The 22,005-nt window shown below is 65.7% G+C and carries 17 protein-coding genes; 8 read left to right on the forward strand and 9 right to left on the reverse strand.

The window, feature by feature from the left end:
• Positions 1-12 precede the first annotated feature (12 nt).
• The 4 genes from QRN25_RS23495 to QRN25_RS23510 are packed head-to-tail and all read right to left on the reverse strand — an operon-like array spanning position 13 to position 3,477.
• Entirely contained in the window at positions 13-531 is a 519-nt protein-coding gene (locus QRN25_RS23495; protein WP_285021757.1) for a GNAT family N-acetyltransferase, read from the reverse strand.
• Entirely contained in the window at positions 531-1,589 is a 1,059-nt protein-coding gene (locus QRN25_RS23500) for a homocysteine S-methyltransferase family protein (protein WP_271181282.1), read from the reverse strand. The genes QRN25_RS23495 and QRN25_RS23500 overlap by 1 nt, the downstream gene beginning before the upstream one ends.
• Positions 1,586-2,494, reverse strand: a complete 909-nt coding sequence (gene metF, locus QRN25_RS23505; protein WP_285021759.1) for a methylenetetrahydrofolate reductase [NAD(P)H] — start codon at positions 2,492-2,494, stop codon at positions 1,586-1,588. Before metF ends, QRN25_RS23500 begins: the two co-directional genes overlap by 4 nt.
• Positions 2,494-3,477, reverse strand: coding sequence for an ArsR/SmtB family transcription factor (locus tag QRN25_RS23510; RefSeq protein WP_271181284.1), 984 nt, complete (start codon positions 3,475-3,477; stop codon positions 2,494-2,496). The genes metF and QRN25_RS23510 overlap by 1 nt, the downstream gene beginning before the upstream one ends.
• A 168-nt stretch (positions 3,478-3,645) precedes the next feature.
• On the opposite strand from QRN25_RS23510, the gene QRN25_RS23515 reads away from it, so the two are divergent.
• Positions 3,646-3,819: a hypothetical protein gene (locus QRN25_RS23515; protein ID WP_170065941.1), complete on the forward strand. Its 174-nt coding sequence runs from the start codon at positions 3,646-3,648 to the stop codon at positions 3,817-3,819.
• Positions 3,820-4,054: 235 nt separating this feature from the next.
• Positions 4,055-5,710, forward strand: coding sequence for an NAD+ synthase (locus QRN25_RS23520; RefSeq protein WP_285021762.1), 1,656 nt, complete (start codon positions 4,055-4,057; stop codon positions 5,708-5,710).
• A 107-nt stretch (positions 5,711-5,817) separates the two neighbouring features.
• On the opposite strand, the gene QRN25_RS23525 is transcribed toward QRN25_RS23520, so the two are convergent.
• Positions 5,818-7,971, reverse strand: coding sequence for a TonB-dependent siderophore receptor (locus QRN25_RS23525; RefSeq protein ID WP_285021763.1), 2,154 nt, complete (start codon positions 7,969-7,971; stop codon positions 5,818-5,820).
• A gap of 165 nt (positions 7,972-8,136) precedes the next feature.
• Positions 8,137-9,813, reverse strand: a complete 1,677-nt coding sequence (gene mqo / locus QRN25_RS23530) for a malate dehydrogenase (quinone) (RefSeq protein ID WP_285021765.1) — start codon at positions 9,811-9,813, stop codon at positions 8,137-8,139.
• Between the two features lie 304 nt (positions 9,814-10,117).
• Here mqo and QRN25_RS23535 point away from each other — a divergent pair, with 304 nt between their 5' ends.
• The 3 genes from QRN25_RS23535 to QRN25_RS23545 all read left to right on the forward strand — a co-directional run bounded on the left by QRN25_RS23535 (position 10,118) and on the right by QRN25_RS23545 (position 14,024).
• Entirely contained in the window at positions 10,118-11,299 is a 1,182-nt protein-coding gene (locus tag QRN25_RS23535; protein ID WP_285021767.1) for a benzoate/H(+) symporter BenE family transporter, read from the forward strand.
• 33 nt (positions 11,300-11,332) lie between these two features.
• Complete coding sequence (gene gltX, locus QRN25_RS23540; RefSeq protein ID WP_285021769.1) at positions 11,333-12,664, forward strand: glutamate--tRNA ligase; 1,332 nt, start codon at positions 11,333-11,335, stop codon at positions 12,662-12,664.
• 331 nt (positions 12,665-12,995) lie between these two features.
• Positions 12,996-14,024, forward strand: a complete 1,029-nt coding sequence (locus tag QRN25_RS23545; protein WP_271181290.1) for an aspartate-semialdehyde dehydrogenase — start codon at positions 12,996-12,998, stop codon at positions 14,022-14,024.
• 176 nt (positions 14,025-14,200) lie between these two features.
• Here the strand turns inward: QRN25_RS23545 and QRN25_RS23550 are convergent, their stop codons facing one another.
• From QRN25_RS23550 to QRN25_RS23560, 3 genes are all read right to left on the reverse strand, one after another.
• Complete coding sequence (locus tag QRN25_RS23550; RefSeq protein ID WP_271181291.1) at positions 14,201-14,980, reverse strand: 3-hydroxybutyrate dehydrogenase; 780 nt, start codon at positions 14,978-14,980, stop codon at positions 14,201-14,203.
• On the reverse strand, positions 14,977-16,146 hold the full coding sequence (locus QRN25_RS23555; protein ID WP_271181292.1) for a DUF3734 domain-containing protein: 1,170 nt from the start codon (positions 16,144-16,146) through the stop codon (positions 14,977-14,979). The genes QRN25_RS23550 and QRN25_RS23555 overlap by 4 nt, the downstream gene beginning before the upstream one ends.
• Positions 16,147-16,364: 218 nt before the next feature.
• Positions 16,365-19,118 carry a [protein-PII] uridylyltransferase gene (locus QRN25_RS23560; protein ID WP_285021773.1) on the reverse strand — a complete coding sequence of 918 codons (2,754 nt, stop codon included), beginning with the start codon at positions 19,116-19,118 and terminating at the stop codon, positions 16,365-16,367.
• Positions 19,119-19,377: 259 nt separating this feature from the next.
• Here QRN25_RS23560 and lgt point away from each other — a divergent pair, with 259 nt between their 5' ends.
• From lgt to QRN25_RS23575, 3 genes are read left to right on the forward strand one after another with little or no spacing between them, the layout of a single operon-like run.
• The gene (gene lgt, locus QRN25_RS23565) at positions 19,378-20,271 is read left to right on the forward strand and encodes a prolipoprotein diacylglyceryl transferase (protein WP_271181294.1); all 894 of its coding nucleotides are present in this window, start codon (positions 19,378-19,380) and stop codon (positions 20,269-20,271) included.
• Positions 20,271-21,332, forward strand: coding sequence for a class I SAM-dependent methyltransferase (locus QRN25_RS23570; protein WP_285021776.1), 1,062 nt, complete (start codon positions 20,271-20,273; stop codon positions 21,330-21,332). Before lgt ends, QRN25_RS23570 begins: the two co-directional genes overlap by 1 nt.
• A complete protein-coding gene (locus QRN25_RS23575) occupies positions 21,332-21,820 on the forward strand; it encodes a DUF2306 domain-containing protein (protein ID WP_271181296.1) in 489 nt (162 codons plus the stop codon). The genes QRN25_RS23570 and QRN25_RS23575 overlap by 1 nt, the downstream gene beginning before the upstream one ends.
• Positions 21,821-22,005 lie beyond the last annotated feature (185 nt).

The raw sequence follows: 22,005 nt of genomic DNA on the forward strand, positions 1-22,005 counted from the left end.
GTTCTCGTCAGGTCAGAGCGGTCGTGCGAGCACGAAGTCATCGTAGGTCTTGCCGCCCACGTCGAAACGGCGGGTGCCGATCGTCTCGAAGCCGTGTTTGGCATAGAAGGAGAAGGCGCGGTGGTTGTCGTCCTTGACGCCGAGCAGCAGGCGCGTCGCCCCCGCCGCTTCGGCAATCACCGCCTGCATCAGCGAACTGGCAATGGGCGAACCCTGGAAGCGTGAAAGCAGGTAGATGCGTTTCAGCTCGATATCGCCGGGCTGCGCATGCTCGATCTCGGGCTCGCACAGCAGCGCATAGCCCACCGGCGCGCCGCCGGGCTCGATCTCTGCCAGCCACGCCTTCGCGCCCTTGGCGAAATAAGCGCGGTAGGCATCGGCCGAATGCTGCTTGGCGCAGTGCGCGACGAGGCCGGCCCCGTCGATCAGCCCGGCGAAGCTTTCGAGGAACGTCGCCGCGCCCACGAGCGCAAGCGCGTCGGCGTCGTCCGGCCTGGCCGGACGCAGGCGCCAAATCGGTAGCGAATCCATCAGACGGCCGTAGAGGAGGGCATCGTGAAGGGTTCAAGGCCAGCCAGGCGCGTTACTGGCTGCAGCTCGGGCAGATGGCGCGGCGCCATGCCGGTCACCTTGTCGGCGATGGCCTTGATGTGCGCCGGGGTCGAGCCGCAGCAGCCGCCCAGCACGTTGACCTGACCCGCGATCGCCCACTCGCCGACGAAGCCCGCCGTGGTGTCCGGCATTTCGTCATAGGCGCCCAGTTCGTTGGGCAGGCCCGCGTTGGGGTAGATCATGATCAGCGTGTCGGCGATTTCCGACAGCGTCTTCACGTGCGGGCGCAGCTGCGTCGCGCCGAACGAGCAGTTGAGGCCGATGGTGACGGGCTTGGCATGGCGCACCGCGTGCCAGAACGCCTCGACCGTGTGGCCCGAGAGGTTGCGGCCCGACAGGTCGGTCAGCGTCATCGACAGCATGATCGGCACTTCGCGGCCGAGGTCCTGTTCGAGATAGCGCACCGCCATCACGCCCGCCTTGGCGTTGAGGGTGTCGAACACCGTCTCGATCAGGATGAAGTCCGCGCCGCCTTCGACGAGGGCCGCAGCCTGTTCCTTGTAGACATCGACCAGCGTGTCCCAATCGATCTCGCGGTAGCCTGGATCGTTGACGTCGGGGCTGAGCGAGAGCGTCTTGTTGGTCGGCCCGATCGCGCCCGCCACGAAGCGCGGTCGGCCATCCTTTGCCTGATATTCGTCAGCGAGGCGGCGGGCCAGCTTGGCCGATTCGACGTTGATCTCGCGAACCAGATGCTCGGCGCCGTAGTCGGCCTGGCTGATGCGGTTGGCCGAGAAGGTGTTGGTCTCGGCGATGTCCGCTCCGGCTTCGAAGTAGGCGCGGTGGATGGATTCGGGCACCTCGGGCTTGGTCAGCGCGAGGATGTCGTTGTTGCCCTTCTGGTCGTGGGACAGGCCGAGGTCGCCCGCGTAGTCGGCTTCCGAGAGCTTCCAGTTCTGGATCTCGGTGCCGAACGCACCGTCGGTGATGAGGATGCGCTTGGCTGCCTCGGCGAGGAAGGTTTCACGGACGCTCATGCGACAAGTTCCTTGACGGGACGCAGGCCGAGAAGCTGGCAGATCGCGTAAGCCTGCTCGGCGCGGTTGAGGGTGTAGAAGTGGAAATCGCGGGACCCGCCTTCATACAGGCGCTTGCAGAGGTCCGCCGCCGCGACGGCGGCGACCAGCGCCCGCGGGCCGGGGCGATCGTCGAGGCCGTCGAACATCGTCTCCAGCCAGCCGGGGATCTCGGTGTTGCCGGACATGCGCCGGATCGCGGCGAAGCTGGTGACCGGCATGATGCCCGGCAGGATCGGTACGGTGATGCCTGCCGCCAGCGCCTTGTCCACGAAGCGGAAATAGGCGTCGGTCGAGAAGAAGAACTGCGTGATCGCGCGGGTGGCGCCGGCGTCGATCTTGCGCTTCAGGTTGTCGAGATCGGCCTCGGCGCTCACTGCTTCGGGGTGGACTTCGGGATAGGCCGCGACCGAGACTTCGAAATCGCGGCGCCTGCGGATGCCTTCGACCAGCTGCGCGGCGCTGGCATAGCCTTCGGGATGCGGCACGAAGCGGCCGCCGTCCGACGGCGGCGGATCGCCGCGCAGCGCGACGATGTGGCGCACGCCCGCTTCCCAGTACTGATCGACCACTTCGTCGATCTCGCCCTTGCTGGCCGCGACGCAGGTGAGGTGCGCGGCGGGGACCAGCGCGGTCTCCTTCACGATCCGCGAAACGGTGGCGTGGGTGCGCTCACGGGTGGAGCCGCCCGCGCCATAAGTTACCGACACGAACGCCGGGTCGAGCGGGGCAAGCTGGGTGATCGCGTCCCACAGCTGCTCCTCCATCTTCTCCGACTTGGGCGGGAAGAATTCGAAGGAGACGGAAATGTCGCCGGGCAACCCTGCGAAAATCGGGGTTTCTGCGGCGCGTGGGGAAGCGGTCATCAAACGGTCTCTCGGTTTTCAGGGCGCGCGGTTACACCATCGCGCCGCGCAGTCCAGATTTTAACGGTGAGCGGGTCACCCGGCAGAGCGACGGGCTCGGCCGGGGTAAGGCCCGCGGAAGCGAGGTGGGCGAGCATCTGCTCGTCCGAAAAGCCGAGACGGGCGTGGGCATGGCGCTCGCGCATTTCCTCGCGCTCGTGCGCGGCAAGGTCGACGACGGCGATGCGCCCGCCTGGGCGCAGCACGCGCGCGGCCTCGGTCAGCACGACGGCGGGATCCTGCGCGAAGTGGAGCACCTGATGGAACAGCACGGTGTCGAAGGCGTCGGGCGCGAAGGGCAGGGCGGTGAAGTCGCCCTGCACCAGATCGACCTTGTCGGCGGGCAGGTCCTGCAACCGGGCGCGGGCAATGCGCAGCATCTCGGGGCTCTTGTCGAGCGCGGTCACGCGCCCCGCGCGCGCGGACAGAAGCTGTGCCATGCGCCCAGTGCCGGTGCCAACGTCGAGCAATCCGCCGATCGTCTCCTCGCCCAGCGCGCGGAGCAGCGCGGCCTCGACCGGCTCGTCGGCGCCGTGGAGACGGCGCAGCGTGTCCCATTCGGCGGCGTGGCGGGCGAAGTAGGCCTCGGCGCTCGCCTCGCGTCCGGCGCGGATCGCGGCGAGGTGGCGGCGGTCCTCGGCGCAGCGGGCGGCGAACTGGCTGTCGTCACGCTCGGCGACGTTGAGGAGACTGGCGGCCGCCGTGCCGAGCGACGATTCGCCCTGTTCGGACACGGCAATTCTCAGGAAGACCCAGCTTCCTTCCTTGCGGCGCTCGGCCAATCCGGCGTCGCACAGAATCTTTATGTGGCGCGAGACGCGCGGCTGGCTCTGGCCGAGGACTTGGGCAAGCTCCCCCACGGCAAGCTCCATATGTGCGAGCAGACGCAGCATACGCAGGCGCGTCGGCTCCGAAAGAGCGCGCAGAAGAGGGTCGATCCGCATGCCGGATCATATAAAGATATCTTTATATGTGCGCAAGCCCTAGGAATTCTGCGGATTTCCGCCTGTCGTATTCCTATTTGCGTTGCACCATTGTCTCGTCTAAAGAATGCCACTGCAGGCTTGCCTGCAAGCGTTGGCCTATGCGCCAAACAATGCAAGGGGATTCGCATGAAGAAGATTGCTTTCGCCGCGTTCGCGTCGGTTGCCGCACTGTCGCTCGCTGCTTGCGGTGGTGAGCCCGCCGCCGAAGCTACCACGGATTCGGTCGAGACCGCTCCCGAGGAGCTGATGACCGGTGACGCCACCGACGTTCCGACCGAGGCTGCGTCCGAGGCGATGTAATCGGCTCGGGGGTTCGGCGCTACCTTTCGGTGCACTGGCCCCCGCCGCTTTCCGCTTCCGGGTCCAACCGGCTTGTGGAAAGTCCGTCTCACGACGGACAGAAGCCCTCCCCGATGGGAGGGTTTTTTGTATCTGCATTACGCGTTTACGCGGGTGCGGAGCAGCAAGACCCGCTCTTCACCGAAGGGCGGGTTTTTGTTTGCACTGCCTCCGGGGGCGGGGCATCAACCGGGCCATGCCCGATACGCTGAAGATCACGCTCGCGCAGCTCAACCAGTCGGTCGGGGACATTCCCGCCAATGCCGCCGGCATTGTGGCAGCGCGCGAGGCGGCGAAGGGCAGCGACCTTGTCGTTTTCCCGGAACTTCACCTTATCGGCTATCCGCCAGAAGACCTGATCCTCAAGCCCGCACTGATCGAGCGCGCGGCGGCCCAGCTTCAGCACCTCGCCGAATCGACCGCCAGTGACGGTCCGGCGATGCTGGTCGGGTCGGCCTTCGTACTCGATGGTGCGCTGCACAATGGAGTGGCCTTGCTCGATCAGGGCAAAGTCGCGGCAGTTCGCCTGAAGCACGAGCTGCCCAATTACGGCACTTTCGACGAGATGCGCCTGTTCCAGCCCGGTCCGCTGCCAGAGCCGATTATCCTGCGCGGGACGATGATTGGGGTGCCGGTGGGCGAGGACATCTGGCGTTACGAGGTCTGCCGCCATCTCGCCGATTTCGGAGCGGAAATCCTCATCTCGATCAACGGCAGCCCTTACGAGATCAACAAGGAGGCCCTGCGCATCGAGGGCGTGGCCAAGCGCCGCGCGGTCGATACCGGGCTGCCGCTGGCCTATCTCAACCGCGTCGGCGGGCAGGACGAACTGGTGTTCGACGGGGCCAGCTTCGCGGTGAACGGCGACGGTGCGCTGGCGGTGCAGCTGCGCGACTGGGAGGAGCAGGTCGTGGAGACCCGCTGGACCAAGACCGCCAAGGGCTGGCGCTGCGATCGCGGCGCCTTGGAGCCGCTCGCACAGCATCCGGAGGACATCTACAGTGCGATGGTCCTCGCTTTACGCGACTACGTGAAGCGCAACGGCTTTCCGGGCGTGGTTCTGGGCCTGTCGGGCGGTATCGATTCGGCGACTTGCGCGGCCATCGCCGTCGATGCGCTGGGGGCCGACCGGGTCTGGGGGGTGATGATGCCCTCGCGCTTCACCAGCGGGCAGAGCCTAGACGACGCGGCGGCCTGCGCCAAGGTGCTGGGGATTCGCTATACCGAGATGCCGATCGGCGCTGCCGTCGATGGATTCGATGCCATGCTGGGCGAGGCATTCGAAGGCACGCAGCGCGATCTGGCGGAGGAAAACCTCCAGTCGCGGGTGCGCGGGGCGGGCTTGATGGCGCTGTCCAACAAGTTCGGCCCTATGCTTCTCGCCACCGCCAACAAGAGCGAGCTGAGCGTCGGCTATGCGGCGATTTATGGCACCATGGCGGGTGGCTACGCGCCGCTCAAGGATGCGTACAAGAGCACGGTCTATGCGCTGGCGCGCTGGCGGAACGGACAGGTTCCGCGCATCGGCCTCGGCCCGGGTGGTCCGCTGGTGCCGGATGGCGTGCTGACCCGTGATCCCACCGCCGAGTTGTACGACGGCCAGCGCGACTGCGACAGCCTGCCGCCCTACGACGTCCTTGATCCGATCCTCGTGGGTCTGGTGGAGCACGACAAGAGCGTGGCGCAACTGGTCAACGAAGGCTTCGAGCACGGCGTTGTGCGCCACGTGGAGTTCCTGCTCCACCGTGCCGAGTACAAGCGCCGCCAGTCGCCCCCCGGCGTCAAGCTGACCGCGCGCAACTTCGGGCGCGACCGGCGCTATCCGATCACGCACGCGTTTCGGAGCGGGTAAGGGGGCGGGAAGCTTGCCGGCTTTTGGCACCATCCGTCGCTGCGCTCGCAATGACGAACAGATGGCATGAGGCGGGCAAAATAGAGCTGCCTGCTTCGCTTTCGCTCTCAGTACTCGACGCTCAGCGTCACCACTGCGCTGCGCGGGGCACCGTAGAAGGCCTGGCCCCACTTGAGGCTGTTGAGGTACTTCGCGTTCGTGACGTTGCGCACGTTGACGCTGGCGCGCACGTGCTCGACCACGCGCACCCCGGCCATGAGATCGAGGATGGCGTAGCCCTTCTGCTTCAGCGTCACGTCTCCCTCGACGCCGCCATAGGCGGACAAGTCGCTGACCACGGCCGTCGTCGCATTCTGCACGCGTAGCTGTGCGCCCAGCTTGAGGTCGTTCAGTTCAGGCACCGAATAGGTGCTCGCCAGCTTGAGGGACTTGGTCGGGATCCAGGTGCGGGTATCGTCGCCGTCGGCGTTCTCGATGTCGAGGTACGTGAAGCCGCCCGATAGAGTCCAGTTGTCCGTGACCTGGCCTGAAAGCTCCACCTCGAAGCCGGTCGAGGTGGTGTCCTGCGGGTCGTAGTAGCTGCCGCCCGCCTTGCCGTTGCAGGCGACGCCGTCGACGCCGACGGGGCAGCCGTCCTCATCGAAGTAGCCGGCATACTCGGCGAGGCCCTTCTGCTTGGCCTTGAATACGGCAGCCGTCGCGTAAAGCCTCCCGTCCAGCCAGGTGCTCTTGATGCCGCCTTCCAGACTGGTGCCCTTCGCGGGATCGAGGCGCGTGCCGTCGATGCCCACTTCGACCTGCGGGTTATAGATGTCGGTGTAGCTGGCATAGAACGAGACGTTCGGGGTTAGGTCGTAGACCGCGCCGACGTAAGGGCTGACCTTGCTGTCCTTGCGCGCCTGATCCGCGTTGTAGGAGAAGCCGGTCGACTTGATCCACATCGCGCTGGCACCGACTACGGCCTTGAGCCGGTCGGTCAGGCTGAGGTGCGCGGCGCCATACACACGGGTCAGGCGGTCACTGTAGTCGGCGGCGAGGTAGCTGCCGGGATAGCTGGGCTCGGGGATCCCGGTCTCGCCCCATTCGGAAGGGCTTGGGTAGACGATGGTATCCTCGGAGAAGTTCTCGTACTCCTTGGCGTCGGACTTCGAGACCGAGACGCCGAAGGCCAGCTTGTGCTCGCGTCCGAAAAGCTGGAACGGGCCGGAGACGTAGACGTCGCCAAGGTACTGCTTGTAGTCCGAAGGATAGATACCGGCCATGCCGTAGACGCCCTCGCCGGTCTCACGGTCAGGGTAGCCGTAGGCATAGAGCAGCTTGGCGTTCTCCTGGAAACGGCGGTAGGTCGCGATGCCGGTGGCCGACCAGCCTCCGCCGAAATCGTAGACCAGTTCGCCGAACACGCTCTGGTCCTTGGTATTCCAGTAGGTCCAGTCCGCCGAGGTCGTCGCCGAGCGCTTGAGGTCGATGCGCGTGCCGTCGGTGTAGACCAGCGGGATCGCGCCCCACAGCACGCCATCGGCGTCGTTTTCCTGCCGGGTGTAGCCCACCGTTGCGCGCAGGGACGGGGTGGCCTGCCAGCGCAGGACGGCGCCGTAGACGTCGCGGTTGACGTGGTTGTACGAAAGGTAGCCGTCGCGGTCCTCGTGCGCGTAGATCGCGCGCACAGCCAGCGTGTCGGTGAGAGGGATGTTGGCATCGCCCTCGGCGCGCCAGTAGTCGCGCGTGCCCAGTTGCGCCGAACCGGTGAACTTCAGCTCGTCGGTCGGCCGCTTGCGCACGTAGTTGATGGTGGCCGAGGGGTTGCCGATTCCGGTCATGATCGCGTTGGCGCCGCGCACGATTTCGACGTTCTCGAACAAAGCGGTGTCGAGGTCGCCGAACTGGATGCCCCAGGCCAGCGGCAGGCCGATGCCGTCGACCTGGAAGTTCGACACGTCGAACCCGCGCGAGGAGAAATAGGTACGGTCGGTCTCGACCCGCTCGACATTCACGCCCACGGCCTGTTCGAGCAGGTCGTTGACGTTGGTGATCGCGAAATCCTCGATGCGCTTGCGGTCAATTATGGTGACCGACTGCGGCGTTTCCTTGACCGGCAGCGCCAGCGCGGTGGCCGAACTGGACTGTTCGAGGCCCGCGGTGACGATGATCGTGTCGGCATTCGTCGCGGTGTCCGCCTCTTCGGCATGAGCCGTGCCGCAAAGGGCAGGCGCGATCAGAAGCGTGCTGGCGAGCAGGGATTGCCGGGCGGGCAGGCGCATAGAGACCCTCAGTATTGTTGCTGGACTTTTGCGCGCACCTAAATTGACTGTAAATGCGAGTCAATCGCAATAATGTAGCGCTTATGTTTCCTTCCGCTGTGCGCTCAGATACGAAAAGGGCGGCCGGATTGCTCCGACCGCCCGAACTTTCGCGGGGTCAGATGCTTAGAGCGCCTGTTCCTCGGCGTTGAGATTGTGCCCGGCTTTGGCCTTCGGCGCCGGAGCCTTTGCGGCAGGCATGAGGTCTGCTGGCACTTCCAGATAAGGCAAGTGCAGCGCCTGGCTGGTCATGCGGCGAATCTCGTTGGTGAGCGCCGGGCTGTCGTTGATCTTCCTGCCGATCGAGGGGACCATGGCGCGGATCTTGTCTGCCCAGATACCCTTGGTCTGCTGCGGGAAAGCCTTGTCCAGCACCTTGAGCATGATGCCCGGCGAGGTCGAGGCGCCCGGCGAGGCGCCGAGCAAAGCCGCGATGGTGCCGTCCTTGTCCGATACGATCTCGGTGCCGAACTGCAGGACTGCGCCCTTCTTGGGATCACGCTTGATGATCTGGACGCGCTGGCCCGCAGTGATCAGCTTCCAGTCGCTGCGCTTGGCCTGCGGGAAATACTTCACCAACTGCGCCTGACGGTCGGCGTCGGTCAGCGACGCCTGCTGGGCGAGGTACTTCACGAGATCGAGGTTCTCGACCCCCACCTTGGTCATCGGCACCACATTGGTATCGTAGACCGAGTTGAACAGGTCGGTCCACGAGCCGTTCTTGAGGAACTTGGTGCTCTGCAGCGCGAAGGGACCGAACAGGGTCACCGCCTTGCCGTCGAGCTTGCGCGCGTCGAGATGCGGCACCGACATCGGCGGGGCGCCGGTCTCTGCGAGGCCATAGACCTTCACGTGATGCCTTTCGGCGACCGCCGGGGTCTCGAACGCCAGGAACTGGCCGCCGACCGGGAAACCCGCGTAGTCCTTCGCCTCGGGAATTCCCGAAAGCTGGAGGAGCTTGAGCGAGGCGCCGCCCGCACCGATGAAGACGAAGCGCGACTTGATCGTATGATCCTTGTTCGCCTTCAGATCGTGGATCGTGACGTTCCAGGTCTTGTCGGCGTTCTGGTGCAGCCCGCGTACTTCGGTCGACAGGCCGAGGTGGAAGTTGGGGTTGCGCTGCAGCGATTGGGTCAGGCTGCGGGTGATCACGCCGAAGTTCACGTCGGTGCCCAGCGGCATGTAGGTCGCGGCGACCTTCTGCGCCGGGTCGCGGCCCTGCATCACCAGCGGTGCCCACTGCGCGATCTGCGCGTGGTCGGTAGTGTACTGCATGCTGTAGAACATCGGGTTCTTCACAAGCGCGTCGCGGCGCTTCTTCAGGTAGGCGATGTTGTCGTCACCCCACACGAAGCTCATGTGCGGCGTCGGGTTGATGAAAGCCGACGGCTCGGGCAGGCGCCCCTGGGCGACTTCGTGCGCCCAGAACTGGCGCGAGACTTCGAAGCTCTCGACGATGTCGACGGCCTTTTCGGTCTCGATCCTGCCGTTCTTTTCCGGCGTATAATTCATCTCGGCATAACCCGAGTGGCCGGTGCCGGCGTTGTTCCAGCCGTTCGAGCTTTCCTCCGCCACATTGTCCATGCGTTCGTAGAGATGGACGTTCCAGGTCGGCTCCAGCTCCTGCAGGTAAGTGGCGAGCGTAACGCTCATGATGCCGCCGCCGACGAGGACGACGTCGACCGGCTTCTCGTTCTCGGCTTGGGGATTTCCGCCCCAGCTTACCGGGCGGAACAGGAAGGCAAGGCCTGCCACGGCCAGCACCAGAACGGCAAAGCCGATGATCTTGAGCGCCTTTTTCATGACGCCGCCTCGCTTGCGACCGCTATGGGTGAGCTTGAATGCATGGGGTTTCGCTTCTCGTATTCGTGAAATGTGTCCGGGAGACACCCGGCCGGTCGCCGGACTCGTACGGGCGTGACTATCTTCGCGAGGGAGAGGCGGGTCAAATTGTCCTATTACGGATAATTATCATTATAATGCAGTATCTTAAACCTCATAGAGACATGTAATTGTGTCAATTCTTGCCCTATTTGATTGAGGTATGTGCCAAAAATCGCACATCGACGCGGGTTTCTTCGAAAGGGAAATCTGTCATAGGGCGGCGATGTCTTCCCGTACGCTATCCGGCTTTCCGCCGCTCGCCGCCTGGACGTCCGCCTTCATCGCCGCTCTCGTCGGGTTCGGGGGGACCGTCGCCCTCATCGTCCAGGCCATGCGGGGCCTCGGAGCGGACGCGGGGCAAGTGGGCTCGGCGGTCACGGCGCTGTGTCTGGGCATAGCCGTTTGCGGCGCGCTGCTGTCACTGCGCCTGCGCGTGCCGGTGGTACTGGCATGGTCGACGCCGGGCGCGGCCCTGCTCGTTGCCAGTGCAGGGTCGGTCAATTGGCCGGTCGCGATCGGCGCTTTCGTGGCGGCCGCAGCGATGATGTGCATTCTTGCCGTGGTGCCTGTGCTGGAGCGGGCGGCACGCCGAATTCCGGCCTCCGTGGCTTCGGCCATGCTGGCGGGCGTGCTGCTGCCGTTCTGTCTGCAACTGTTCCGCACACTCGAAAGCGACGTGCTGCTGGTCTGCGTGTTGCTGGCGGTCTTCGTGATCGCCCGCCAGCGCTTGCCGCTCTACGCGCTGCTGCTCGTGCTGGGCGCGGGCATCGCCGTGCTGCTGCTGCGCGGCGATCTGGCCGGACACCACGGCGGCCCCTTGCTGGGCAGCCTGCAGCCCGTCGTCCCGCAATTCGACTGGCGGGCCGTGACGTCTATCGGTGTGCCGCTGTTCCTCGTGACGCTGGTGTCGCAGAACTTGCCCGGTCTCGTCGTGCTGCGTTCGGCGGGGTATGCACCGACGCCTCGCCCGCTCTTGCTGGGGACCGGCCTCGCGACGCTGGTGCTGGCTCCTTTCGGTGCGCATGGCGTGAATCTTGCGGCGATCACTGCCGCGATCTGTACGGGCTCGGACGCGCATCCCGATGCTGCAGGACGCTGGATCGTCGGCGTTATCTACGCGGGCTTATACTTGGTGCTGGCGCTGTTCGCGACGCCGCTGGTTCTGTTTTTCCTGGCGATGCCGGCTTCTGCAATCGCCGCGCTGACGGGAATCGCGCTGATCGCCCCGCTGTCGGGCGCGGTCGAGCAGATGCTGGTCGAGAAGAGCGAACGTGATGCTGCGATCCTGACGTTCGCCGCCACGGCATCGGGTGTCTCGCTGCTGGGGGTGGGCTCGGCGTTCTGGGGGCTGCTGGCGGGCTTCGCGGCGCTGGCGGCGAAGTGGGCATTTGCGCGCCGAAATTGACCTGACGGCCAGCGCCCCGTAATCGCGGGCGCCATGACCGTCACACGCTTCGCTCCCTCGCCCACCGGGCACCTTCACGTCGGCAATATCCGTACGGCGCTGCACAACTTCCTGCTCGCGAAACAGGCAGGCGGGCGTTTCCTGCTGCGCATTGACGATACCGATGCGGCGCGCTCGAAAGAGGAATATGTCGAGGCGATCCGTGCCGATCTCGCTTGGTTGGGCCTCAATCCCGAAGGCGAGGAGCGCCAGTCCGCGCGCTTTGCCGTCTACGAGGAAGGCTTCGCGAAGCTGGAAGCAGCGGGCCGGGTCTATCCGTGCTGGGAGACGCCGCAGGAACTGGATTTGCGCCGCAAGGTGCTGCTGGGCCGCGGTCTTCCGCCGATCTACGACCGCGCGGCGCTGAAGCTTTCGGCCGAGGAAAAGGCCGCGAAGATCGCTGCCGGGGACCTGCCGCACTGGCGCTTCCTGCTCGACCATGACGAGCCGATCGGCTGGGAGGACGGCGTGCGCGGAGCGCAGAAGTTCGACGCCGCGCAGATGAGCGATCCCGTCGTGCGCCGCGCCGACGGCTCGTGGCTCTACATGCTGCCCTCGGTGATCGACGACATCGCCATGGGCGTCACCGGCATCCTGCGCGGCGAGGACCATGTGTCCAACACGGCCGCGCAGGTGCAGATGTTCACCGCGCTCGGCGCTCCGGTGCCTGCGTTCGCGCACGAGGCGCTGCTGGTGGGCACCGAGGGGAAGCTGTCGAAGCGTCTCGGCTCGCTGGGCGTCGCGCATCTGCGGGAAGTCGGGATCGAGCCGCAGGCGCTGGTGGCGCTGCTCGGGCGGCTTGGGACGAGCGATCCGGTCGATGCGGCGCTGGGGCTGGAGGAGCTGGCGGGGGCCTTTGATCTTTCGCACTTCGGCCGCGCACCGGCGCGGTTCGACGAGGCGGAACTGGAGCGCGTCAACGCGGCCGTGGTCCATGCGCTCAGCTTCGATGCCGTGGCCGCGCGGCTGCCCGAGGGGATGGACGCGGCGGCTTGGGAAGCGATTCGTCCGAACCTCGCCAAAGTGGGCGAGGCGGCCGACTGGTGGGCGGTCGTGACCGGGCCGGTGGCTGCGGGGGATATGTCCGATGAGGACCGGGCCTATTGCGCGCAGGCGTGCGATACGTTGGCCGGGCTGGAGTGGGGCGAGGGGATTTGGAAGGCGCTGACAGGGGCGCTCAAGGACGCCACCGGACGCAAGGGTAAGGCGCTGTTTCTGCCTTTGCGGCAGGCACTTACGGGGATGGAGCATGGGCCCGACATGGGCGCGCTGCTGCCGTTGATCGGGCGCGATGCGGCGTTGGAGCGGCTGCAGGGGGCCGCGTAAAACGCGGGGGCTTCGACAAGCTCAGCCTGAGCGGAATTCCAAATTGGTCTATCGACGCCGCTCAGGCTGAGCCTGTCGAAGCCCCCGCTGCACGCGCAACATAAATTCCATTTACACCGACCGCGCTTGCCGCTAGTGGCGCGCTCATGTTCGTGAAGCCGATCATTATTACCACCCCGAAACCGACCGCGTCCGCGCGGTGGGCGTCGGTGTGCTGGTACTGAACGGCACGGAGCGACACTCACCCCGCACTTAACGGCACGCGGGGCTCTCCTAACGAAGACACCAGACCCTCGCGCTGCTCCACTACCAGGTAGGAGACGCATAGGTCATGGCAGCTAAGTTTACCCCCGGTCAGAAGCTCAACGTCGGCGTCGTCGGCGCGACCGGGCTCGTCGGTTCGATGATCCGCGAGATCCTCGCCGAGCGCAATTTCCCCGTCGCCCAGCTTCGCCTCTTCGCTTCGGCCCGTTCGGCGGGCAAGGCAATCGACGGCGTGGTCGTCGAGGATGCGGCGACCGCCGATTTCTCGGGGCTCGACGTCGTGCTGTTCTCTGCCGGTGGTTCGACCGCCAGGGAACTTGCGCCCAAGGCCGCTGCGGCGGGGGCGATCGTGATCGACAACTCCTCGGCCTTCCGTTCGGACCCGGAGGTGCCGCTGGTCGTCGCCGAAGTGAACCCGCATGCGCTGGCGAACCTGCCCAAGGGCATCGTCGCCAACCCCAACTGCACCACCATGGCGGCGATGCCGGTGCTGCGTCCGCTCCATGACGAGGCTGGGCTCAAGCGCCTGATCGTCTCGACCTATCAGGCGGTGTCGGGCGGTGGTCTCGAAGGCATCGAGGTGCTGGCCAGCCAGATCGAGCACGTCGGCGACCGTACCCGCGAACTCGCCGCCGGCGATACCGCGCCGCTGCTGCCCGAGGCGAAGAAGTGGGCGGTGCCGATGGCGCACAACGTCGTGCCGCTGAACTACGTCTATGCCGAGGACGGCTACACCGAGGAAGAGATCAAGCTGCGCGACGAAAGCCGCAAGATCCTCGAAATCCCGGGCCTGCCGGTTTCGGGTACGTGCGTGCGCGTGCCGGTGTTCACCGGCCACTCGCTCTCGATCAATGCCGAGTTCGAGCGTCCCGTCAGCGTCGAGCGTGCGCTCGAACTGCTGGGCAGCGCGCCGGGCGTGGTGGTGACCGAAGTGCCCAACCCGCTGGAAGCCACCGGCAAGGATCCGGTCTTCGTTGGCCGCGTGCGCAAGGATCCGGGCGTGGAGAACGGCCTCGCGCTGTTCCTGTCGAACGACAACTTGCGCAAGGGCGCGGCGCTCAACGCAGTGCAGATCGCCGAAGCGCTGATCGGGTAAAGTGACAAGGCGAGCGGTCGAGAGCGGCCACTCGCCATTTTCTCTTTGACGTCATTCCCGCGAAGGCGGGAACTCATCTGATGCCTTGTCGTATTGCCCGGTCATCAATTGGGTCGCCGCCTTCGCGGGGATGACAGAGAGCAAGGGGATGAGAAAGCTGCGCGGCGCGCTTCCTCTTACTCCATGAACCAGCCGTGGCTCGCCACCAGCGACTGGCCGGTCAGCGCGTTGGTCGGGAAGCCGGCAAAGAACAGCGCCACCTGCGCGATATCGTCCACGGTGGTGAACTCGCTGTCGACGGTGCCGCCCAGCATTACGCGGGCGACGACTTCGTCCTCGGAAATACCCAGTTCCTTGGCCTGCTCGGGGATCTGCTTGTCCACCAGCGGGGTGCGCACGAAGCCGGGGCAGATCACGTTGGTGCGCACGCCCTTCTTGCCGCCTTCCTTGGCGATCACGCGGGAGAGGCCCAGCAGACCGTGCTTGGCGGTCACATAGGCGCTCTTGAGCGGGCTGGCCTCCTTGGAGTGCACCGAGCCCATGAAGATCACCGAGCCCGACCCTTGCGCGTACATGTGCGGCAAGACCGCCTTCGAGGTCAGGAACGCACCGTCGAGGTGGATCGCCAGCATCTTCTTCCAGTCGGAATAGGCGTAGTTCTCCACCGGGTTGACGATCTGGATGCCGGCGTTGGAGACCAGCACGTCCACCGTGCCCCAGGCCGCGACGACTTTGGCGACGCCGTCGTTCACCTGCTCCTCGCTGGTGACGTCCATCGCCACGGCCATGGCCTGCCCGCCGCTGGCGACGATGTCGTCTGCGGCCTTCTGCGCCGCTTCGAGGTTGAGGTCGGCGATCACCACCCTGCCGCCTTCGCCGGCGTAGATGTCGGCGATGGCCTTGCCGATGCCGCTGGCGGCGCCGGTGACGATGCAGACCTTGTCCTTGAGCTTCATGCTGCTGCTCCATTTGAAGAATTCGAGGCGAGGGGATGTTTCAGGCGGCCGCCCGCACGGTCTCCGGCAAGGTCGAAAGTCACGATTTCATCGGGGTCGATGTCGCGGTTCACCCAGTCCGGATGGCGCAGCGAATGCTCGGCGTCGACATGGCCGCAATGCCAGTGCTCGTCGATGGTCAGGCGCGAAAACTCGTAGTCCTTGGAGTTCGTCTCGTAACCGTGCGCGCGGTTGATGAGGTGCATCACCGCGACCGCGCCTGCCGGGCGGCAGTCGAGCAGGCGGGCGAGATCGGGGTCGTCCTGGAATTCCTCGGGCAGTCTGCGGGCGAGGCGCTTGGCGGCGGCGCGCAGTTTCTGGAGGGCTTTCGAGGTGTCGGTATTGAGCCGGGTGCGGCTGGAAAAGCGGATGTCCTTCTCGCGCTGGGCGATGTCGGCCATCGAGGTCGGGATGATCCCGCGCGAGGAGAACAGGTCCACCTGGTAGACGTTCATCTCCTGCATCGAACGGTTGTCGAGCACGTATTGCAGCGGCGTGTTGGAGACGAGGCCGCCGTCCCAGTACCATTCGCCGTCGATTTCCACCGGCGGGAAGCCCGGGGGCAGGGCGCCGCTCGCCATGATGTGCTCGGGGCCGATGGTGCGCTCGGTATTGTCGAAGTAGGCGAAGTTGCCCTTGAGCATGTTGACGGCGCCGACGCTGAAGCGGGTTTCCGCACTGTTGAGGCGTTCGAAATCGACGAGGTCGAGGAGCGTCTGGCGCAGCGGCGCGGTGTCGTAATAGCTCAGGCGCGAAAGATGGTTCGGCCACTCGGGCAAAGGCATCGGCCAGCGCGGGGTGAAGAAGCCGGGCAGGCCCATCGTGGCGGCATATTGCGCCGAAGCCTCGTTGAAGGCGCGGCGGGCGAAGCCGATCGGTTCGTCGAGGCGGTACTGCAGTTCGCGCGAGATGCCATGCCAGAACTTCTTGAGTGCAGGGATGCGGTCCCGAGGGGCGTTTCCGGCGATCAGGGCGGCGTTGATCGCGCCGATGGATATGCCCGCGACCCAGTCGGGAGCGATATCACGTGTCGCCAACGCTTCGTAAACGCCCGCCTGATAAGCGCCGAGGGCTCCGCCGCCCTGCAGCACGAGTACGGATTGGGGATCGGGATCAGGTGCGTTCACGGCGCCGTCCTGTCTGAGAGGAACCTGTTGCGGTGCAACATGTGGGGCAGTGTGTGGTTTCTTTCAATGTGCATTTGCGAGAGGTTGCGAAAGCGCCCAACCCTGCTGCGACTAGGGCCTGTGGCCCAAGTCTCGCGCCCCTCCCGCTTGCGGGAGGGGTATCGTGTCGTTGTTCTCCCCGCCCGCTTGCGGGAAGGGCTGGGGGTGGGATCTTCTCCTCACGCCACCGCTTCCTCCAGGCTCGGCTCGCTGGTGGCCTCCAGCAGACGCCGCTCGATCGCCTTTATGCGCGGAGCGGCGGTGATCTTCTCGCCCAGCAGGTCCGTCACGTAGAAGGTGTCCGCCGCCCGTTCGCCATATGTCGCGATATGGGCCGAGTGGACCATCAGCTTGGATTCGAACAGCGCATGCGCCAGCCGGTTGAGCAGCGCCGGGCGGTCGCGCGCGTTGATCTCGACCACGGTGAAGCGGTTCGACGCCTTGTTGTCGAACACGACGCGCGGGCGCACGTCGAAGGCGTCGGCGCGCGGGCGCGCGTCAGGCTTGGCGACCAGCTGCGGCAGGATCTTGATGCGGTTGGCGAGCGCGTTCTCGATGGTGAGTTCGAGGCGGCGCAGTTGCCCATACTCCATGAATGGGCGGCCCAGCGGGTCCTGCACAAGGAAGTTGTCGACTGCGCGGCCGGTGCGGGTGGTGTGGATGCGCGCGTCGATGATGTTGCCGCCCGCCAGATGGATGCCCCCGGCGATGCGGTAGAACAGGCCGGGGTGGTCCGAGGCGATCACGGTCACCAGCGTCGCCCCGCGGGCCGGGTAATATTCGGTCGAGATCGATAGCGGTTCGTCGTCCGAAGCATCGAGCTGGATGAGGTTGCGGGCGATGACGTCTTCGGGCTCGGCGATCCAGTAGGCGTCGCCGAGGATCGCGCCGACCTTCTCGACCAGTGCGGCATAGGCGCCCCCCATCGCCTCGACCGCGGCCTTCTTGGCCTCGACCCGCTTGGGACGGCCGAATTCGGCATGGCCCAGACGCAGGCGTTCCTCGGCTGCGCCGTAGAGCGTGGCGATCAGCTGGCGTTTCCACGAATTCCAGGTGCCCGGCCCAACCGCGCGGATGTCGACGATGGTGAGCACCGTCAGCTGGCGCAGGCGATCGACCGACTGCACGACCTCGACGAAGTCGGCGATGGTCTTGCCGTCCGACAGATCGCGCTTCATCGCAGTGGCGGAGAGCAGCAGGTGATGGCGCACCAGCCAGGAGACCAGTTCGGTCTCCTCCTCGTCCAGCCCGAAGCGCGGACACAGCTTGAGCGCGATCTCTGCGCCCAGCACCGAGTGGTCGCCCTTGCGGCCCTTGGCGATATCGTGGAGCAGCACCGAGACGTAGAGCGCCCGTCGCGAGCGGACCTTGTGGATCACTTCATGCGCGAGGGGATGGTCGTCCTTCAGCTCGCCCTTCTCGATGCGCGAGACGAGGCCGATGGCGCGGATGGTGTGCTCGTCCACCGTGTAGTGGTGGTACATGTCGAACTGCATCTGCGCGTTGACGCGGCCGAATTCGGTGACGAAGCGGCCGAACACCCCCGCCTCGTTGAAACTGCGCAGCGCGACTTCGGGGTTCCGGCGGCTGGTGAGCAGTTCCATGAACAGCTCGTTGGCGCGCTTGTCGTGCCGCACGTCGTCCTTGATCAGCGCGGCATCGCGCGAGATCAGGCGCAGTGTTTCGGGGTGGATTTCCAGGCCTTCGCGCTCGGCGAGGACGAAGATCTCGATCATCCGGACCGGATCGCTCTCGAACCAGTCGTCCGAGGGCGCGCGCAGACGGCCGCCGAACACCTTGTAGCCCTTGAGCAGCCGTTCGCGGGCGCGAAAACCCGCCAGCAGCCCGCGCGGCTGGCGCTTGGCGAACTGCTCGTCGAGCTGCGCGAGGAACACGCCGGTCAGGCTGCCGACGACCTTGGCCTGCAGGAAGAACATCTGCATGAACCGTTCGACCGCGCTCTTGCCAGGCCGGTCGGAGAAGTTCATGCGCGCCGCCACCTCGCGCTGGAGATCGAAGGTCAGGCGGTCTTCCGCGCGGCGGGTGATGGTGTGAAGGTGGCAGCGCACCGCCCAGAAGAAATTCTCGGCGCGGCGGAAACTGCGGTATTCCTTGGCCGTCAGCAGCCCCACGTTGACCAGTTCGGCGGGGGAGCGGACCTTGTGGATGTACTTGCCGATCCAGTAGAGCGCGTGAAGGTCCCGCAAGGAGCCCTTGCCCTCCTTGACGTTGGGCTCGACGACGTAGCGGCTGTCGCCCATGCGCTTGTGGCGTTCCTCGCGCTCGGCCAGCTTTTCCACCACGAACTGGCGTTCGGTGCCGGAGACGACGTCCTTGAAGAAGCGGGCGCGGGCCTCCTCGTACAAGTCCTGATCGCCCCAGACGTAGCGGCCTTCCAGCATCGCGGTGCGGATCGTCAGGTCCGACTTCGACATGCGCACCATGTCGTCGAGCGAGCGGCTGGAATGGCCGATCTTGAGCGACAGATCCCACAGGAAATAGAGCATCGCCTCGATCACCTGCTCGCACCACGGCGTCTGCTTGATCGGGGTGAGGAACGCGATGTCCACGTCGGAATGGGGGGCCATCTCGCCGCGGCCATAGCCGCCCACCGCCATGATCGTCAGCCGCTCGCCCTTGGAGCGGTTTCCGGCCGGGTAGACGTTGGTGACGATGTGATCGTGGATCACGCGGATCAGCTGGTCGGTCAGGAACGCCTGCGCCTCGGCGACCTCGTGCCCGGCCGAGGGCTTGGCGTCGAGGCGGCGGGCGATTTCCGCGCGTCCGTCGGCCAGCGCGGTGCGCAGCGTTTCGACGATATAACGCCGTCCCTTGGCGGCGCCGTAGGCATCCACCAGCTTCTCGATCGTCTGCACAAGTTCGCGCCGGTCGATCACGGAACGCGGGGAGGGGATTCGGATCACGCTGCTCATGCGACCTGACTTAGAGACTGCCTTGGAATTGGGGAAGTATTCGTCGTTCCGGACTTTTGTGCCCGAGCAGACTTCGACAAGCTCAGCCTGAGCGGAATGGAGAGGTTCACCGCTAACCCCGCTCACCCTGAGCTTGTCGAAGGGTCGCAGCGCAACTTGTCGAAGCCCCATCCATACCGCGTGAAAATGAAAACTCGGCTACCATCGGGCAGCGGGCTATGCCAGAAGGCCGCCCGATGAAGCATACGAGGTCGTCCACTTGTCCCTGACACTGCTTGCCGCCGCCGCCCAGGCGCCAGAGCCCATCTACTGGGTCAACCTCGGCCTCAAGAACTACCTGTTCCGCATCGGTAGTTTCGAGCTGCGCTGGTATTCGCTGGCCTATCTGGCAGGCATCGTGCTGGGCTATTGGCACTTGTCGAGGATGATCCGCGAGCCCGGCGCCCCGCTGGCGCAGCGCCATGCCGACGACCTGTTCTTCTACTGCACCGTCGGCATCATCCTTGGCGGACGCCTCGGCTATGCCACGTTCTACACCGGCGGCAGTTCCGATATCCCGAGCCTGTGGCTGCATCCGGCCGAGCTGGTGAAGCTGTGGCACGGCGGCATGAGCTTCCATGGGGGCCTCATCGGCGTGATCCTGGCGATGGCCTGGGTTTCGTGGCGCAACCAGCTGAGCCTGATCCGGGTGGCGGACTTCGTGTCGGTCTGCGTGCCCTTCGGCATGCTGTTCGGCCGCCTCGCCAACTTCGTGAACGGCGAACTGTGGGGCCGCGTCGTCTCCGGGCCGCTGCCCTGGGCGATGGTCTTCCCCGACGCCGGGCCGCTGCCGCGCCACCCCAGCCAGCTTTACGAAGCCGGGCTCGAGGGCCTGCTGATGATCGTCGTCATGCTCACGCTCTACTGGAAGACGCGCGCGCGCTTCCGGCCCGGCCTGCTGGTCGGCGTCTTCACCACCGGCATCGCCTCAGCCCGGTTCATCGTCGAGTTCTTCCGCGAGCCTGACGCCCAGCTGCAGCGCTTCGCGCAAGTCACCGGCCTGTCGATGGGCCAGTGGCTGACGATCCCGCTGATCCTGCTCGGCCTGTTCCTGATCGCCCGCGCGCTGACCAAGCCCGAACTGTCGACCCGGCGACCGATCGAGATAACCTGATGAGCGACGAAGCCGGGGGCGAAGACTCTCTGGCAGCCGTCTTCCGGCGGCTGATCGCCAATTACGGGCCGATTTCGCTCCAGCAGTACATGGGCGAATCGAACGCCCGCTATTACTCGGGCAAGGATCCGCTGGGCGGCGCGGGCGATTTCGTCACCGCGCCCGAGATCAGCCAGATGTTCGGCGAACTGATCGGCCTGTGGCTGACCGACATCTGGATGCGCGCGGGTTCGCCGGAAACGGTGCACTACGTCGAACTTGGCCCCGGTCGCGGCACTCTGGCGCGCGATGCGCTGCGGGTCATGCGCAAGCAGGGACTGAGCCCTGAGGTTCATCTTGTCGAGGGCTCGGAAGCCCTGCGCGCCGAGCAGCGCAAGACAGTGCCCGATGCCCGGTGGCACGACGACATGGACAGCCTGCCCACCGACGCACCGCTGCTGCTGGTCGGCAACGAGTTCCTCGACGCCCTCCCGGTGCGCCAGATGGTGAGGACAGCGGCAGGCTGGCGCGAACGCATGGTTGGCCTCGAAGGCCACCGCTTCGTGCCGGTCGCCGGCGACCGCCCGATGGACGCCGCCGTCCCCCAGGTATGGCTCGAAGCGCCCGAGCAGACTCTGATCGAGACGTGCCCCGGCGCGGCCGCCGTGGTCGACGAGATCGCCCGCCGCCTTCAGGGGCAGGGCGGGGCGGCGCTGCTGATCGACTATGGCTACGCCGAAAAGCGCACCGGCTCGACCTTGCAGGCGATCCGCGCGCATAAGAAGGTCGATCCCTTCGCGCTTCCGGGCGAAGCGGACCTGACCTGCCTCGTCGATTTCGCGACGATGGCCGAAGTCGCCGTCGCGGGCGGAGCGCGCCATCTCGGCACGGTGACGCAAGGGGCGTTCCTGCGCGCGCTCGGCATCGAAACGCGCGCCGCGCAACTTTGCGCTGTTGCACCGCAACAATCTTCTGCCATAAACTCCGACAAGGATCGGCTGATCGACGAGGGGCAGATGGGGCAATTGTTCAAGGTCATGGGGCTGGCCGCACACGGCTGGCCCGGTGGCGCAGGCTTCTGATGGCCAGCGTTGCCAGGTCCATCGTCCCCGATCGGCTTGAGAAGCTGCTCGGGGCACTGGCGCTCGTCATGCTGGGGTTCGTCGTGGTCGCGGTGCTCAAGGGCATGGCGGAGTGGGCGAACATCCCCGGCGTCATCTGGCTGCACTTGTTCACGATCGTCGTGGCGCTGGCGCTGACGCCGGTGCTGCTGTGGAAGCGGCGGGGCACGCCCGGCCACCGTGCGCTCGGCTATGCCTGGGCGGCGGCGATGTTCCTCACCGCCGTCGACAGCCTGTTGGTGACGACCAAGCCTGGCCATTTCAGCCTGATCCATATCCTCTCGGTCTTCACCATCGTCATGGTGCCGGTTCTGGTGCTCGCCGCCCGCAAGGGCAACGTGACGCGCCATCGCCGCACGGTGCGCGGGCTGATCATCGGCGCGCTGCTGATTGCGGGCTTCTTCACCTTCCCGTTCGACCGGCTGCTAGGGCACTGGCTGTTCAGCTGAGCGAGTGCGCTTCCCCCCAGGGGTCGTCTTGCTTCACTGCGCTCGCAATGACGAGGGGAGAGGGCAAGCCGTTCGTCGATGGGGCAATGTCGCTTGTCGATTGCAAACCGGCCGCTTGCGGATAGTCTGGCACGCTCAAGCGGTTGCGCCACGGGCTTGCCTGCCGGGGCGCATCAACAGGGACA

This window comes from Novosphingobium sp. fls2-241-R2A-195, assembly GCF_030209485.1.
Taxonomy (GTDB): Bacteria; Pseudomonadota; Alphaproteobacteria; order Sphingomonadales; family Sphingomonadaceae; genus Novosphingobium; species Novosphingobium resinovorum.

What these genes read in the sequence shown, in the direction of transcription:
- QRN25_RS23515 (WP_170065941.1), top strand. Translation starts at nt 3,646, where the DNA reads ATGAAGAAGATTGCTTTCGCCGCGTTCGCGTCGGTTGCCGCACTGTCG.
- metF (WP_285021759.1), bottom strand. Translation starts at nt 2,494, where the DNA reads ATGACCGCTTCCCCACGCGCCGCAGAAACCCCGATTTTCGCAGGGTTG.
- gltX (WP_285021769.1), top strand. Translation starts at nt 11,333, where the DNA reads ATGACCGTCACACGCTTCGCTCCCTCGCCCACCGGGCACCTTCACGTC.
- QRN25_RS23500 (WP_271181282.1), bottom strand. Translation starts at nt 1,589, where the DNA reads ATGAGCGTCCGTGAAACCTTCCTCGCCGAGGCAGCCAAGCGCATCCTC.
- QRN25_RS23545 (WP_271181290.1), top strand. Translation starts at nt 12,996, where the DNA reads ATGGCAGCTAAGTTTACCCCCGGTCAGAAGCTCAACGTCGGCGTCGTC.
- QRN25_RS23520 (WP_285021762.1), top strand. Translation starts at nt 4,055, where the DNA reads ATGCCCGATACGCTGAAGATCACGCTCGCGCAGCTCAACCAGTCGGTC.
- QRN25_RS23560 (WP_285021773.1), bottom strand. Translation starts at nt 19,118, where the DNA reads ATGAGCAGCGTGATCCGAATCCCCTCCCCGCGTTCCGTGATCGACCGG.
- QRN25_RS23525 (WP_285021763.1), bottom strand. Translation starts at nt 7,971, where the DNA reads ATGCGCCTGCCCGCCCGGCAATCCCTGCTCGCCAGCACGCTTCTGATC.
- QRN25_RS23535 (WP_285021767.1), top strand. Translation starts at nt 10,118, where the DNA reads ATGTCTTCCCGTACGCTATCCGGCTTTCCGCCGCTCGCCGCCTGGACG.
- mqo (WP_285021765.1), bottom strand. Translation starts at nt 9,813, where the DNA reads ATGAAAAAGGCGCTCAAGATCATCGGCTTTGCCGTTCTGGTGCTGGCC.
- QRN25_RS23495 (WP_285021757.1), bottom strand. Translation starts at nt 531, where the DNA reads ATGGATTCGCTACCGATTTGGCGCCTGCGTCCGGCCAGGCCGGACGAC.
- QRN25_RS23570 (WP_285021776.1), top strand. Translation starts at nt 20,271, where the DNA reads ATGAGCGACGAAGCCGGGGGCGAAGACTCTCTGGCAGCCGTCTTCCGG.
- QRN25_RS23510 (WP_271181284.1), bottom strand. Translation starts at nt 3,477, where the DNA reads ATGCGGATCGACCCTCTTCTGCGCGCTCTTTCGGAGCCGACGCGCCTG.
- QRN25_RS23575 (WP_271181296.1), top strand. Translation starts at nt 21,332, where the DNA reads ATGGCCAGCGTTGCCAGGTCCATCGTCCCCGATCGGCTTGAGAAGCTG.
- QRN25_RS23550 (WP_271181291.1), bottom strand. Translation starts at nt 14,980, where the DNA reads ATGAAGCTCAAGGACAAGGTCTGCATCGTCACCGGCGCCGCCAGCGGC.